Annotated in this window: 10 protein-coding genes; all 10 read right to left on the minus strand. The window is 49.4% G+C overall.

The window, feature by feature from the left end; all coding sequences use genetic code 11:
* Nucleotides 1–4568 (minus strand): MutS N-terminal domain-containing protein (locus WGC32_RS04585; protein WP_462933620.1); only part of this gene is annotated, 4568 nt, incomplete at its 3' end.
* Between the two features lie 329 nt (nucleotides 4569–4897).
* A complete protein-coding gene (locus WGC32_RS04590; protein WP_342680837.1) occupies nucleotides 4898–5251 on the minus strand; it encodes a TnpV protein in 354 nt (117 codons plus the stop codon).
* 843 nt (nucleotides 5252–6094) lie between these two features.
* Nucleotides 6095–7036 (minus strand): hypothetical protein, encoded by a 942-nt coding sequence (locus tag WGC32_RS04595; protein ID WP_342680838.1) that lies wholly within the window; start codon nucleotides 7034–7036, stop codon nucleotides 6095–6097.
* Between the two features lie 23 nt (nucleotides 7037–7059).
* Entirely contained in the window at nucleotides 7060–7314 is a 255-nt protein-coding gene (locus WGC32_RS04600; RefSeq protein WP_342680839.1) for a hypothetical protein, read from the minus strand.
* An 18-nt stretch (nucleotides 7315–7332) separates the two neighbouring features.
* On the minus strand, nucleotides 7333–7644 hold the full coding sequence (locus WGC32_RS04605; protein WP_055282132.1) for a hypothetical protein: 312 nt from the start codon (nucleotides 7642–7644) through the stop codon (nucleotides 7333–7335).
* Nucleotides 7645–7797: 153 nt separating this feature from the next.
* Nucleotides 7798–12057 carry a SpaA isopeptide-forming pilin-related protein gene (locus WGC32_RS04610; RefSeq protein ID WP_342680840.1) on the minus strand — a complete coding sequence of 1420 codons (4260 nt, stop codon included), beginning with the start codon at nucleotides 12055–12057 and terminating at the stop codon, nucleotides 7798–7800.
* A 69-nt stretch (nucleotides 12058–12126) separates the two neighbouring features.
* A complete protein-coding gene (locus WGC32_RS04615; RefSeq protein ID WP_342680841.1) occupies nucleotides 12127–12792 on the minus strand; it encodes a hypothetical protein in 666 nt (221 codons plus the stop codon).
* Nucleotides 12793–13037: 245 nt separating this feature from the next.
* Nucleotides 13038–13988 (minus strand): ParB/RepB/Spo0J family partition protein, encoded by a 951-nt coding sequence (locus WGC32_RS04620; protein WP_342680842.1) that lies wholly within the window; start codon nucleotides 13986–13988, stop codon nucleotides 13038–13040.
* Nucleotides 13939–14769 (minus strand): ParA family protein, encoded by an 831-nt coding sequence (locus WGC32_RS04625; protein ID WP_342680843.1) that lies wholly within the window; start codon nucleotides 14767–14769, stop codon nucleotides 13939–13941. Before WGC32_RS04625 ends, WGC32_RS04620 begins: the two co-directional genes overlap by 50 nt.
* A 559-nt stretch (nucleotides 14770–15328) precedes the next feature.
* Nucleotides 15329–15508, minus strand: coding sequence for a hypothetical protein (locus WGC32_RS04630; protein WP_342680844.1), 180 nt, complete (start codon nucleotides 15506–15508; stop codon nucleotides 15329–15331).
* Between the last annotated feature and the right edge of the window lie 21 nt (nucleotides 15509–15529).

The raw sequence follows: 15529 nt of genomic DNA on the forward strand, positions 1-15529 counted from the left end.
AGGGATTTATTGCACAGTCCGAGCCGCTTGGATTCCATAGCGGCGGCAGTCATTTCAAAGGTCTTGCCTGCGCCCACGGCGTGTGCCAAGAGGGTGTTGCCGCCGTAAAGGATATGGGCGACCGCATTTTTCTGATGTTCCCGAAGCTCAATTTCGGGATTCATACCACTGAAAGTGATATGGCTTCCGTCATACTCACGGGGACGGATACTGTTGAACTTGTCGTTATACAGCCGTACCAACTTTTCCCGTCTTGCGGGATCACGCCACACCCAATCCTGAAAGCCCTGCTTGATAAGCTCCTGCTTCGACTGGGCGATAGCAGTTTCCTTTTTATTGAGGACAGCTTTCTTTTTGCCCTCATCATCTTCGATATAGTCGAAAACACGCACATCTTTCATATTGAGCGTATCTTCAATAATTTTGTAGGCGTTGACACGCTTTGTGCCGTAGGTGTTGTAGGCTTTCAGGTTTCCACGGTCATAGGATTTTCCCTCCACATTCCATTCGCCCGTCAGCTTTGAGTAATGGACATTGATGTTCCATCTCGCATAAACAGGCGTATCCAAAAATTCATACATAAACTGCTGTGCAATTTCTTCGGGCAACCAAGTCGTGCCGAGCTGTACGAAAATCTCGCTGGCAGTCAGGTCTTTCGGCTGTACCTTTTCCAGAGCTTCAGCATTGATGTTGTAATCTTCGGGGTAGACTTCGGCGGATTTTTTCGCCCAAGCGAGCTTTTCCCGCACATTGCCGGAAAGATATTCGTCCGCCATCAGGTACTTTCGCTCGGTGCTGTTTCCGTAACCGTACATCGGGTTTAAGAAGATGACGCCTTTTAATTCCTCATAGATTTCCTGCTCTGTCTTGCCCGTGAGAGAACACATATATTCCATATCCACACAGGCTTTTTCGCCCATAGATACGGCAAGCGCTTCGCTGGCGGTATCCACCGAGGTAACGGGGGTGTGCGGTTTGATCGTCCGCTTCGTGAACATATCCGCCTTGCGCTCCAGCTCCCCGTTTTCATCCAACACCTCCAGTGCGGAGAGCAGGGCAAAGGAGCTGTCCTGTGAAAAAGCGGACACATTCGCACGGGAATTGATCAGCCCGTACTTCTTGGAGAAGTTATCATAAAGCGTATTGAGCTTCTGCTGTTCCTTTTCGATTTCATAATCGGGATAATCGGCAGTCTGCATTTCAATCAGGCTGCGAACACTGTCCCGTATGGCAATCATACCCTTAATGCGGTTTTCCGCCGTAGCTGAACACTCCACCGGCGTCATTCGGGAATTTTCACGGTAATAGATTTTATCGTCCACGACCGTATAGGAAAAGTTGCGGACTTCGGGATCGGCGGGAATGGAGTTATCTTCTTCGGTCAGTTCCTCGTCCACTTCGTAATCCGTGATCTCTGCGTGGATATTGGAAATGGCTTCGTCCAAAAGCTCGGCAAGGTCGGCATTTTCATAAAGGACAACGGTATCTTCTTCGCCGAATCTGCCGGACACGGTTTTCCATTCGCCAAGTACCATTTCAGGATGATCGACAAAGTAGGTGTTCATCTTCACGCCGTTTTCATCGGTGTTCAGGTGTACCCATTCAGGCTCAAGGTCAATGAGCCTATCCCGTTTTTGCAGGATCAGAATATCCGAAACGACCTCCGTTCCGGCGTTTCCCTTAAAGGTGTTGTTCGGCAATCGAATAGCGCCGAGCAGGTCTGCTCGCTGTGCGATATACTTCCGCACGGCTGGATTTTCCTTATCCATCGTGCCTTTGCTCGTAATGAGCGCCATCACGCCGCCCGGTCTAAGCTTGTCTAAGGACTTCGCAAAAAAGTAGTCGTGGATTAAAAAATTATGCTTGTTATACCTCCTGTCATTCACTCGAATATCGCCGAAAGGCACATTCCCGATCACAGCGTCAAAGAAGCTGTCGGGGATATTTGCTTCCTCAAACGGCTGCGCCGCTATTGAGGTTTTCTGATAAAGCTGCTGTGCGATACCCGCTGAAATCTTATCAATCTCAACGCCGTAGATTTTGCTGTCCTGCATAGACTGGGGCAGCATACCGATAAAGTTGCCGATTCCGCAGGAAGGCTCTAAGATATTGCCCTCCCGAAAGCCCATCTGCTCCATTGCCTTGTAGATTGAGGAAATGACAACGGGTGGGGTATAGAAGGCGGTCAGGGTGCTTGCCCTTGCGCTTTCGTATTCGTCTGGAGAAAGGGCGGTGTAAAGTTCAATAAACTCATTTGCCCACGAGGAATTGTTCTCGTCAAATGCTTCGGGAATACCGCCCCAACCGACATACTGCGAAAGGATTTCCTGTTCTTCGGGCGTTGCAAAGCGGTTGTCAAACTCACATTCCTTCAGCACATTGATTGCTGCCATATTTCTGCGGAAGCGTTCTTTTTTGCCTGCCTCCGGTACTTCGTGGGAAGCAAGGTCAAAGGTATTCCGTTCGGACAACGGGATTTCAGGGTGCAGATCAAAGGTCTGTACCCGTGAGCGCTTCGGCTGGCTGAAAGCGGGCGTGAATGGCTCGGCTTCTTTCTGCTCAGGCTGTTCGGCGGATGTGTTCTGCTTTGCCCGTTCCACATAAAGCCATTCAGCAGCTTCCTTTTCTGAAACAGATTTCTTGACCTGTTCAAAGTAGTCGTTTGCCTGCCACTCGCTCTTAAATTCCTCGCTGACGCCTTCATCGTCGATATAGATCGCTTCCGTCAAATCGTCCCAAATGGCATAGCCTTCATCGGTTTCAATGACGAAAAATCTCTCGTCGGGCGGGAGCGTATTTTCTGCCGCAATATGCTCCGCCTGCCTGAGCATTTCATCTGCCCTGTCCTTTGCAAGATAGGGCGAATCAATGATTTCTATGCCCTGCGGCGGCGGATCAAGCTCGCTGATAAAATCCTGCGGTATGATGTTCCCGTCTTTATCCTTATAGAAAACGACGGTAAAAGGAATACCGTAGTAATTTTCTTCCTTTATATCCTTTTCAAACTGATAGGGGCTGGTGTATTCAACGCTTTCCCGCACCGTCCCGTCCGTATGCAGATAGTCGATTCTGCCGACCGGCTGCGACTGCACCGGATCTTCCTTATTGGTCGATACGATGTTTCGGGTGCTGCGATCTCCGTTTTCCAAAGAGCAGACTGCCACATCAAAACCACGATCAAGCAGCATATTGACATAGGTTTCCAAGCGGTTTGCCGGAAAGCCGCACATCTGTGTTCGCTGATTGCCGCCAATAGAACGGGAAGCAAGATTCAGCTCCAGCGCTTCGCTTACGGTCTGTGCGTCCGCACCGTAGACTTCAAAGAAATCGCCCATTTGATACAGCACAAGTCTGCCGGGATTAGCACTCTTGATTTCGCTGTACTCACGATAAGCGTCCGTAAAGCTGCTGCGCTCGTTCTGCTGAACAAGGCGCATAAAGCTGTCCTTTTGCTCCAAACGGGGCTGCGGATTTTGCACAGAGCGATCCATCAGCTCAACATTCCAATCGTCTACCCGTGTGATTTCAAAAGGCTTTCCGTCCAAATACACTCTGTCTCCCACCTGATATGAGGCTGCAAACAGAGCTTTTTGCTGTTCCCGTGCCGCCGCCTGCTCAATCCTTGACACTACATCATCGGGCAGACCGTCCACATAGTAGCGGATTTCGCCCTCATCGCTGATATGGGCAATCGTCTGATAATCGCCGTTTTCCTCAACGGCTCTGTTCCAGACAGTAAGACCGTTTCCAAGATAGCCCATACCAATGTCAAAGGCAGGCGCTTCGTCTGTCTTTTCTTCGGGTGGCAACTCCTTGACCTTCAGATGGTCGTTCAGCGGATTTTCCCGCACTCTGCGGTCAAATTCCGCCCTGTCCATTTCCTTATTGAACAAAGGATACTGTGTATCAAAAAGCCTTACCTGTTTATCATCAAAGGCAAGGATTTCGTATTCGTCAGCGCCGATATATACCGTATCGCCGAGATGATAGGCATACTGCGCCTCCTGCTGCGGCTCGCTTTCAGCCGCCTGCACCGATTCCTGTTCAAGCGGAGCAGAGGATAGAATTTCACGGTTTCTCTGTTCTTCGGCAAGTTCTGCTCGGCGTTCCTCCTGCTTTTCAAGCCACTGCGGGTAAATCTCTTTTTCCTTTGGATTGAGATAACGGTCAAGGCGTATCAGTTCCTTTATCCGCTTCTCAACCTGAGTCCAATTCAGCCGGATATGCGGCTTGTCATTGCCGATACCTTTTGAGATCAAAATGCCTTTTCCGTCGTGCTGTTCGTCAATGCCTGCGCCGACAATAGCGGGATAAGCGCCGCCCCAACCGTATTCATTTTTCAGAAAATCGGCATTTTCCTTTGCAGACAGGCTCTTTTCAAACTGTTCATAGATACGAAACTTTCCCTCCGATACGCCGCTTCCACGAGTGAGAACAGCGTCGATCATCTCCTGAGAAAAAGAAAAAGCAGAGGTTTTTCCCTCTGCCTGCATATCCAAAAAGTTCAGTTGCCCGTCCATAGACGGAAGCGGCTTTCTTGTATCCTGCAATTCGCCGAGCAGCCGCATTGCTTCAAAGTGCTGTGCAATCACGCCCCAATCGTAAAAACTCTGTGCTGTCCGGCTATCGTAATTTCCTTCCCAAAGCTGAAGCACATTCTGCCAAGTTTTGTACCCGACTCGCCGCCCGTCGCTCAAAATCACTTCGGTATAGTCGTTATTGAAAATACCCTTGATATATTCGGTACGGGCGGCGTTATCGGGATTGCTTTCATAGAAAGCACGAATTTCCTCTTTCGAGGCTTTCAGGTGGGGCGTTGTGCCGAGGATTTCACGGATGGTATCGTCCCCGCCGAAAAACGGTAGACTGGTATCTTCGTGTCTCCTGTCATAATAGTCTAAGCGAAGATTACTTCCGCTTTCACGATTTCCTGCACTCTGTTCCTCAGATTGTTCATTTCCCGCACCCACTTCATCATATCCGCCGCTTTCAGGCTCTCGGTCAAGCCCTCCTGCGCCGCCATCTGCTTCATCAGGATTTCTCCCAGCTTCATCGCTGTCTGCTCGGTTTCCGCCAAATGCTGTGTCAGGGTGCAGCTCGTCAGAAGATTGTAGTACCGGATTTTGTGATGTTCCCTGAGAAATTTCCGCCTCATCTGAGCGTACCTGCCCAAAGTTACCTCCGGTTGCTGCGGCATTGTCAGGTCGGGAAGATTGTAATCGCCCTGCATTGTGTATGTCAGCTCGTTCATTTTCAAAGCTCCTTTCGCTTTTATTTTCAGCCTTATTGTATTCCGGTTTTTCTCTGCCCGCAATGATGCGATTTTGCCTTTCAAGGGCAAGAATGGTACGGGAGATTTCCCCAAGCCCCATCTCCGCAATATCGCTTGACGCAATACCGAGGGCGTTTAAGGCTTCCGGCGTATTGAAATTTGTAATGACAGAGAAATCCTCCGCTTCAAAAAACGGCTCGGTATCTATCCCAAGCCTTGTCATCATCATATACGCCACGCTGTTTGTTACCGCCTTCTTATACATAGCGGTAATCATATCCTCCGAAAGACCGTAGAGGAAGCTGTCATCTGCGGCATACATCAGATCGCCCAAATAGTCGGGAATATTATCCTCCACGGCGTTTTTAGCGGCGCTCAGCACTGCGTCCGCAAGGCTTTCCCTGTTTTCAAGCTCGCCGAAGGTATTTTCAAGGGATTCGATCACATCGTCCGTATATTCCGGCTTCATATCCCAAATCGGGACGGGGCGGGAATAGCGGCTCCTGTACGTATCGGAAATATCGAAATAATGGGTTAAGCGCTGCCTATTTCGGTCGGCGTCCTCAAATACGGCGATACCTTTAGCGCCACGGTTTACCCAACGCCCGAATTTATCGTTCCATCGCTCGATTTCCAATACCGCCGTTGCGTCCGGTCTTTGAGCGTAGATGAGAAGCTGCTCGTCAAAACGCAGACGATAGTTCCGGCAGGCACAGCGCAAAAAAGCTTGCCAGTTCTGAACATCGGAAACAACAGCGTGTGCGGTACGGCGGTACAGCTCGGAAATCAGGTCGTACTTTCGTGCCATCGGTTATGCACCTCCTATCTTTCATAGTCTTTCTGTTTCGGTCTTACGGGAATACCGTTTTTATCATAGCTTTTCGGATCGGCGGCAGGAGTATCCCAACCGAACATTGAGCCTGCCTTCATCGCTTCCGCCTGACCTTTTGACAAGCCGAGCTTTTCATTCATCTCATTCACAAGGGCGTTTGTTTCACTGGGCTTGCCGCCTTGAATATCCGTGCGATAAAATCCGCTTTCGCCCTTTTTGACAATGCCGACGCAGTTTTCCGTCTGCACGAACACATAGCACTGCTCCGGCAGAGAAGAACGGAGTGGTATCACGGTATTGCCGTTTTGCTCCATCCGCTCGGCAAACTCGCAGATGTGATAGAGATTGCTGCCAACTTCCAAATAGTTGTCATTGATATACCGACAGGTGCGGTCAAGCTGTTCTCCGTCGCTCAGAGTAATGCGGATTTTATCTCCGTCGGGGATTTTGAACTTTTCTTTGTAATCCGGCGTGATAAAGCGGATTCCACGGCTCGCTTTTTCGATATGGCGGTCGAGCCACTCCCGCACATAGCAGTAGCAGTAAAAATTGTAATCCCCACGGGCAGGATTGCACCGTATCAGGAAGCTGTATTTTTCGGTATCGGCACGGAAACCGTACTCGGTCGCATAGTTGCCCTGAAAGGCGCTGGCGGGATATTTCGCCGCATACTGCGCCATAACCGTGCGGCTCTTTAACAGCCCGTATTCTTCGGAACGCAGGGCGTTGATAACCTCGTCCAGCTCGCTTTTGAACTCGTCCGTTTTCAAATCCCGCCTGTGATCAAACCAAGAGGAAAAGAACTCTTTGCCGCCTGCGCCGAAGTCGCCACGAAGATAACCGATACTTCCGGTCTGTCCCTCTATCTGCGTACTCTGCCTATAAGTGTATTTCTGCTCGTCAGAATGAAGCGGTCGCATTGTAAAAGCCATTTCTGTCTGCTCCTTTCCTTTGCCTAAATCGTGTTTTCCTCTGACTTCTGCTCATCATCAGCGCCTCCCAAATAGGAAAAGAGCCTGTTTTTTGCGATCTGCTCCTGAAGCTCTGTGATAACCGTCATATCGGAAACAGATATATCGGGGATTTTCAAAATGCTTTGCAGGCTCAGCGCCTTCAAATCCTTTTCGGTTTTACAGCCGGAATCATAGAGCTTCGCCAGCACCTTTACTTTCTGCTGCAAAGCGGTGTTTACGCTTTTCTTCGCTGCCATTTTCTTTTACCTCCCATCTTAGCTTTTAGCGTAGTCAGAATAGACACGCTGCATTTTGTGCCTTGCCCTGCGTACTTCGGGGGAGCAGCCAAGTTCAGGATATTTCGCCTGAATCTTCTGCCTTGTCCTTCGGATACTCTCAAAGCAGGGGATACCGTAAGCCTTGTAATTGCTCATCACATCTTCAAAACTGAAATGGCTGATACCGTGGGTATCATAGATACACGCCTTGCTGACGAGCAGATACAGCTTCATATCGTCATTTCGTGCTTCGGGGTGTTCCTTTAACACCGCAAGCACTCGGTTTTCAATCGTTTTCAGGTTTCTCATTATAAGCCTCCCAAAATAGAAAAAGGGGCGGAGTTTTTAAGCCCCGCCCCCGCAGAAGTTCTTACTTTTTCTTTCTGTTACGGATTTGCAAAAAGATAAAGCCGCCTACGATAAAGACGACCAGAGCAATTCCGATAATCGCTTTCAGTTCCATCAGTTCTCCTCCTTTTTCTTCTTTCTCTTAAAGCCAATGATACCGCAGGCTGCTATACCAGCCGCCGACACGCCCGCAAGGGCAAGCCACAGACCGAGCTTGCTGTCATCTCCAGTTTTCGGCGTATCCCGCAGCTCATTGTGCATTTCAACGACCGTGGTAGAGCCTGTCTGTACCGCAGCCTCCTTGTCGGCAGGCAGGATATACATAGCGGAAGCGGAATTATTTACTTCGGAAATTTTGTACTCGCCGATCCGCAGTCCCTCAATGAAGATTTCGCCGTTTTCGTCTGTTTCAAGAGTTACATCAAAGCCGTTTGCTCCGGTAATGCGGAAAGCGAAGCCTTCCACCTTTCCATCAGACGATGTTTTTACGATTTTCAGGTTTCCACGCATAGGCTCGTTTGCAAAGCCTTTGCCCTCTGTGTTTTCCACCTGATAGGTCTTTCCGTCCGTGTCGATAAATACCTCGTACACGCCTTCGTCAAGAGTGAAGCCCTCCGGCGCTTTGCTTTCTTTCACAAAATAGCGTCCGTAAAGCAGATCGTTCATTTCATACTGCCCGATTTCCTTTTCGGTCAGTGTGCCAAGCAGTTCGTCCTCGCTGTCCAGTTCGCCGTTGTCGTTGGAGTCCTTATAGACCTCAAACACAGCGCCCGTCAGCTTTGTATCGGTATATTCAGCGTCCACTTTCGTAAGAGCGATATTGCCACGCACCAGCTTATTGACGATTTCAATCTCAACGACCTGCTCATTCTCTGAGATGTTCACATCGTAAACCGTTTCATCAAGGACAAATCCGGTCGGCTGCTTGATCTCACGGATATACCAGCTTCCGTAAGGCACATTCTCAAAAGCGAAACTGCCATCGTCGCCGGATACGGCGGTCATCAGGGCGTTTTCTTCGGTAAATTCCACATCATCGCTCTTAAACAGACCAATGAGCGCACCGCCGAGTCCCTCGCCGTTCTCGTCAACCTTTTTGCCGGACACAGAGCCGTAGATCAGCTTGTTTTCCATCGGCTCTCCGTCATTTACGGCAATCACTACCGTTGCAGCTTCCTGTCCCGCATACTCAAATACAACGGGATATTTTTCGCCGCTGAGCTGATAATGCTCGTCTGTCGCCAGCTCTTTTACATAATAGCTGCCCAAAGGCAGGTCAGTCCCTACGGTCGCTCTGCCGTTTTCATCAAGCGTGATGATTTCAAGCAGTCCGTCTTTCGGAATGGAAGTGCCGCTTGCGGATACAAGCTCCTCATCGGCGAACAAGCCGAAGCTGATATTTTTGATTTCTCCGTTATTGCCGATACCGAACAGCTCGTTTGTCTCCAGCGCTTTTTCAAGGCTGACCTCAACCTTCTGCCGTTCATTGACAAAGGAAGTCGCCGTTTCAGTCACGGCTACATCCTGTCCGGCGTAAATGAGTTCTACGGTATGGACTTCACTGCTCAGCACCATTCCATAGCCTGCCTTGACCTCTTTTACCTCATATTTTCCAAGGTAGAGTTCCTTGCTTTTTGCAAAGCCGGTTTCATCGGTCGTAACCGTATCGACCAGCTCGCCCTTGCTGTATCGGAGAGTTCCGTCAGGCGTTACCACATCTTCGGCGGCACGGATTTCATAAACGGTATCCGGCAGTCCCTGTGTTTCATAAACCGGCTGATAGATAACAGGAAGCTCCTGCCCGTTTTCATCTGTTCCGCCACTTACCGAAACGCCGAAGAATACCTCGCCCGTCTTTTCAATGCTGATCGTGCCTTTCTGCGGCACATTGGTCTTTTCAACTTTTATCACTGTTATCCCGCTTTCCTCAGAAGAATTATCTTCTGTGACATCAAAATAGACGGGCGTAGAATCAAGGACATATCCATAAGGACTCTGTACCTCAACGATAGAGTAGCCCTGACCGTATGGCAGTTTTTCCGGCGTTACGAGCGAGCCGTTAGCGTCGGTATAGAAAGTGTCAACGGTTGTCGGGGTAGGATAGGTAAACTCCATCGTGATGAGATTGCCGGACGGATCGTAAATCTGGAATCCTGCGCCAGCATAGGGAATGGTCTTGCCTGTTTCTGCGTCTATCTTGACTACTTGGATATAGCTTTCAAAATTTCTGTTGTTAATCAGGTAGCGGTAGGTCTGAGCGTCTTTTGCAATGAACACATCAAAATCGTCCATCATCTCCCTGCCTTCCCAGCCGGATACCTGATGGACGGTATATGTGCCGTAAGGCATATCCTTTGTCTGTGCAAAGCCGTTCTCATCGCAGGTCAGCGTATCACGCTCGGATTCCTTTGCGTTCGCAAAAGAGCCTGCGGACTTGAGATACACTTCAAAAACTGCGCCTTCTTCGGGTGTTTCAATCTGTGTTTCGCCATCGTCCGTATGCTTGATAATGGCGATATTGCCCTTGATGACCTGTTCCGTTACATCATTTGCGGTCTGGTTATGCTCAATGGTATAAAGCTCCGGCTCTGCGCCGACCTTGTGGACGGTCGGATCGAGCAAATAACCTTCACTCGGCTCCAGTTCCTTGATTGTCCAGTCCGCACCGCAGATATATTCATTTGTGGTAAACTGACCGTTTTCATCGGTATAGTATTCGTCAATGAGCTGTTCGCCCTTGAAAATCCCATATTTTGCACCTGCAAGCGAGGCGTTTCCCTGAGCCGTTCCCGTCTCAGCGTCGCTCTTGGTCACGGTAACGGTAAACTTCTTCAGGATATTCGTGAAATTGCGGGTAGTGACCTCGTTCCACTTGACGGGTGCGCTCTGATCTTCGGGAACGACATAACGGATTGCGGTATCCACTTCCTCAATGGTGTACGGCGTAGTGCCGCTGATCAGCACATCTTCAAAGGTTGCCACGCCGTTTTTATCCGTAACCGCATACTCGTCCACGGCAATGCCGGAGAGCGATATGCCGTAAAGATGGAAGGTCACGCCCTCATTGAAGTTATCCTCCGAGGATTTAATGACCTCAATATCGCCACGCTTCAGTGTATTGTTGAAATTGACGGTCGCAACCTGCCCCGCAACTACGGTTACTCTGCGGGATTCCTGCGGCTCGTATCTGTCATATTCCTGCTCGGTTACGGTATATACTCCGGGCATTAGGTTATCGACCTGAATCTGACCGCCGTTTTCTGTCTTAACGGTTTTATCAATGCCATTGCCCTGAATACGGAAGGAGATACCGTCCACCTTACCGTCCTCGCTGGTTTTCACAATCTTCGCCGAGCCGTAGGACACCTTCAGCTTAAGGAAGCCCCTGAGCGGATCATTGACCGTCTGAGCATAGGTTACGGTATCCTGCACACCGCCGTTCGGTCCATAGATACCGTCCGTCCAAGTGATAACGCCCTTTCTCTGCGCCGTTTTCTCGGCGGTAATTGTCAGCCCGTCGCTCGGCGCTTTCTCGGCAGTAATCGTCAGCTTATTTCCGCTTACGGAGAACTGAACGCCCGAATCATTGGACGAAAACTTATATCCTGAAAGGACATTGTTGCTGTCCGTCAGCGTAACGGTGTATTTAGAGCCATCCCATTCCAGCTCGATTTCCTGTGCGCTCCCCGGCGTTTTGGTAAGGAAGCTCGGCAGCTTGGAGTGTTTCTGCACACTTGCCGCCATTGAGTTGTAGTAGCTCATAATCTTGTCATAAAGCGGGTGGCTGCGACTGATTTGATCCAAAACAGCGTCCCTGCCGCCTGTGCTGACCTTGTTGAAGTTTTCATCACGCTCGCCGATGACGGTTTCCCAAATGAGTAGCTGTGTAGCGACTGCGTGAGCCAGCTTATCGCCGCCCTCGTTCTGAGAACGCCACGAGGTTGAGATGGTTCCCGTGTAGCCGTACTGGAAGATACGACCGATGAACAGCTTAATATCGTCAGGAGAAATGGTGCTGTTATAGGACGAAGGGTAGTTGTCCCAAAAATCCTCGCCCTTTTTGGTAAAGCTGTCTCCGGTCTGCTGCGGGACGCCGATTTCAATACAGTAGCAAATATTGCCCTCGTATGAGCCCATCGCACGGACAGTTGTATAACGGGAAGTGCCTGTTTTCCAGCCGTTCATAAAGGTAAGGCTTCCGTGTCCCCATTCGGCGTTGTAATTCGAGTCCCCGTCACGGGGGAACGAGATAAGGTACACATCGTCCGTTTCCTCTGCGGCATAGGCAGTCGTACCCATTCCCACAAGGGAAGTCACGCACATCAGCGCCGCAAGAAACAGCGACATAATGCGCTTTGGTTTCTTAATTTTCATCTGAAATCCTCCTTGAAATGAAAAAACGCACCGTTTTTTTCGGTGCGTCCTCAAAATGGAATATTAAATTTAAGCGTAGCCGATATAGATGTTGTAGATTCCGTCAGAGATTTCCTCCGCCCAAATCCATACGGCTGTGATTTCTTCGTCAGCCTTGTACCGATCCAAGCGGCTGCGAATATCCCTTTCAAGATATTTGCAGTGCGCTCCGGCACGGATCGGATTATCCCAACAGTAAACCGCCTCGCTGTCTAACAGAAGTCCCACGCTCTGAGCGTAGCCTTTTGCAAAGGAAATCCAGTATTCAATGTCAAAGTCGGTTTCGGTTTCGCTCGGCGTTTCTTCCGCTTCAGGCGGCGCAGGCGTTTCGCTTTCTTTTGGAATATCCGGCTGCGGTGTGGATACGGAATGTTCGGTCTTATCCGCTTTATCGGGCTGTTCGGCGGGCTGTGCCGCCTGCCCAACTTCAGAAGCAGTCTGAGGCTGTTCGGTGCTGACCGTATCCGTTTCCGTCGTTTCTTCCTGCTTTTCCGGCTTTACTTCCTGCACGGCTTCAGGCGTTGTTTCAACCTCCTTGCTTTCCTTTCCCGCAGGCGCTTCGGATTCAGAGGCGCTTTGAACACTCTCCGAAAAAGAAAACGGCTGCGGCTTATCTTCATTCGGCGGGGCATTGTTGCAGCCTGCAAGCACGACCATCAAAAGAGCCGTTAAAAAAGCGATCGTTTTTGATTTCATTGCACTTCACTCCTTTTCTGCCGCCATTGTAATGCGAAACAGCATTTCAGGCAAAGGTGTGAAACAAAGGGGTAATCTTACATCATAGGGCATACCTCCTGTGCTTTGGAATAGTGCGTTTCCCTGAGATAGATTGCGTTAGGTGAGATAGCTGTAATCAGGAGAGATAGATTTATTCTTTCGGATAGTCAGGTAGTTTAGGGGTTGGAGTGTGAGGAAGGGGAAGAAGAAAAACACACTCCGCCTTACCTGCTGTCACGCTCGGCACGGTTACGCAAAAACCTGTTGTAATGCTCCAGCGCCTTGCAGACATACTCCTCCGTTTGGTTGATGGGGATATTTTTCGGGATCAGGCTTCGCACCCTGTCCCCACGCAAAACAATCTTCTCACGCTGATTCGGCTTTTCCTCGCTCATAATCGCAGAAATCGCTTCTGTTGTCAGCTTGCCTTCCTCGAAAAACTTCCGCATACGAATTGCCTGATCGTGGGACGGGGTACAGTCGTTCAAGTCGATTTCGTCCACCAAATCCCTCTGGCAATCCTCGTTCAGATAGGATAGCTCAACGGCGGGGCGCATTTTAATTCTGCCCTCGTCCACAAATTCAAGCAGTTCAGGAACAAGGTTTGTAAGGCGGATATATCGCTGAATTTGAGTTTTACTGTCATCAGATTTATCAGCTAAAAGCATTACTGATTTTGTTCCCACCAACTTGTCCCCCAGTGGGGCACAAGTTAAATCTGTTCTCTGTCCTTGTCTTTTCATAGCGTCCAACCGCATTTTATATGCGTAGGCTTTCTCCGAGGGAAGTATCTGCGACCGTTGGAAATTGCTTTCGACCATTAAAATCGTCGCTTCATCACGGTCAAGGTCTACCACCTCACATCTGAGCGTTTCAAATCCGGCAAGCTCGCAAGCCCTTTTTCGCCTGTGCCCTGAGATAAGCTCGTATCTGCCGTCCTCCTTCTGCCTTACCGTAGCGGGAGTAATCACGCCACGCTCTTTGATACTTTCCACAAGCTGAAACATATCCTCATCTTCCCGCACCTGAAACGGGTGGTCGGGAAAATCGTCGATTTCCTCAAGCGGAATATCCCTGATTTTTGACAGCTTCGCTTCATCCCTTTCCTCCTGAGAGGAAAACAGCTCATCGAGCGTGTTCGTGGGCAGCGTAAAGTCGCTCTTTCTGCCTGCCATCGGCTAACACCTCCTTTGTGAAACTGGCGTAAGCCTTAGACACCGGACTGTTCGGCTCATAGGCGTAGATACTTGTCCCTTTAGAAGATACCTCTGCGGCTTTTACGGCTGCCGGAATCATTGATCTATATATCCTGATATGGCTGCCGAAATTCTCCCTGAGCGCTTCCACTGTGCTTTTCGCAAGATTTGTCCTTCCGTCTACAAGCGTCAGAAGAATACCGTCGATTTTCAAATCGGCGTTTGTGTGTTTCCTCACTTTCGCAATCGTCCCCAAAAGCTGCGTCATTCCCTTAGCGGGAAGATACTGCGCCTGAACGGGGATAATCACGCTGTCCGCCGCCGTTAGAGCGTTGAAGGTAATCATACCCAAGCTCGGCATACAGTCAATAAGGACATAATCGTACTTGTCTTTTACAAGGCTCAGATAATTCTTCAGGACGCTTTCTCGGCTCATCGCCGTTACAAGCGTCATTTCCAATGACGATAGGCTGAGATTGGACGGTACAAGGTCTACTTTCTCTTTGTGTTGAAGGATACCGTCAAAGGGATTTTGCTCCTGCTCCGATATGATTGCCTGAAGCTTCTCTGTCAGCGTTACGGAAAGGCTGTCGGTATCCCTCCAGCCGAGGCAGGTCGTTAAATCGCCCTGCGGATCAGCGTCAATCAGAAGTACCTTTTTCCCTTGCATAGCAAGTCCAATGCCTAAATTGACCGTAGTCGTGGTCTTGCCCACGCCGCCTTTTTGATTGCATACCGCAATCGTCTTGCAGTTTGACATCTCCGGCTTTACCTCCTTTCATAGATTTCACAGCCTGCCTCAATAAGAGACGGCTATGTAAAGACCGCAGTATTTGTTCTCAACGCCCCCTGCGGAAAGCGATTCGCTTTGTACGGGAAGCACTAAGGTTACAGTTTGCGAAACCGTATCATAGGAATCTCACCTCTGCCGGGTACTCCGCCAGCTCCGTAGAGAAGTATCATTATCATTCTGACTGTCATTGCCGTTTCAGTAGCAAGCTGAATTTCAGGTCGGGGATTCTCGCTCGTTCTCCGTATATACAATGGAAAAGTCACGGCGTACCCACCTGCGGGCTATTCATCAGAACTAATGTCCTTAGCGCCTGTCTATTCAATTTTCAAGGTACTGTGAAGGGGAAAATCCCTTATCCGAAATTTAGTCCCTTCACTTATTCCCACTGGGAGAGGGCAAATGCACACCCTAAATCTCAAAAAAATTTGAAAAAATTTTTTTGACCTTGAAAATCGCTCCTGAAACGACAAAAAAGCCGCCTGCTTCTCCGTAAAGAAACAAGCGGCATAACTGCGGTTTTATTTATTTAGATGTATTGCACGGTAATCTTTTTCTTTCGTGCTTTTGTAAACTTGATAAGGACATCATCTACTGCGTCCGTATATCTGCCTTGCGCTATGAGATTGTTTTTGAGAGTAACAAGGGACTGTATGACCTGAGAGTATTCCTGCTCATCTAAATAGATATGGTAGTCTTTCCGTTTCATCTGTCGCACCTCCTGCCTAAG

It is taken from the genome of Zongyangia acetica, assembly GCF_038739695.1.
GTDB lineage: Bacteria > Bacillota > Clostridia > Oscillospirales > Ruminococcaceae > Zongyangia > Zongyangia gallinarum.

Excerpts from the sequence above, each read along its gene's own strand:
- WGC32_RS04605 (WP_055282132.1), bottom strand. The coding sequence starts at position 7,644 with ATGAGAAACCTGAAAACGATTGAAAACCGAGTGCTTGCGGTGTTAAAG.
- WGC32_RS04620 (WP_342680842.1), bottom strand. The coding sequence starts at position 13,988 with ATGGCAGGCAGAAAGAGCGACTTTACGCTGCCCACGAACACGCTCGAT.
- WGC32_RS04625 (WP_342680843.1), bottom strand. The coding sequence starts at position 14,769 with ATGTCAAACTGCAAGACGATTGCGGTATGCAATCAAAAAGGCGGCGTG.
- WGC32_RS04590 (WP_342680837.1), bottom strand. The coding sequence starts at position 5,251 with ATGAACGAGCTGACATACACAATGCAGGGCGATTACAATCTTCCCGAC.
- WGC32_RS04630 (WP_342680844.1), bottom strand. The coding sequence starts at position 15,508 with ATGAAACGGAAAGACTACCATATCTATTTAGATGAGCAGGAATACTCT.
- WGC32_RS04595 (WP_342680838.1), bottom strand. The coding sequence starts at position 7,036 with ATGGCTTTTACAATGCGACCGCTTCATTCTGACGAGCAGAAATACACT.
- WGC32_RS04610 (WP_342680840.1), bottom strand. The coding sequence starts at position 12,057 with ATGAAAATTAAGAAACCAAAGCGCATTATGTCGCTGTTTCTTGCGGCG.
- WGC32_RS04600 (WP_342680839.1), bottom strand. The coding sequence starts at position 7,314 with ATGGCAGCGAAGAAAAGCGTAAACACCGCTTTGCAGCAGAAAGTAAAG.
- WGC32_RS04615 (WP_342680841.1), bottom strand. The coding sequence starts at position 12,792 with ATGAAATCAAAAACGATCGCTTTTTTAACGGCTCTTTTGATGGTCGTG.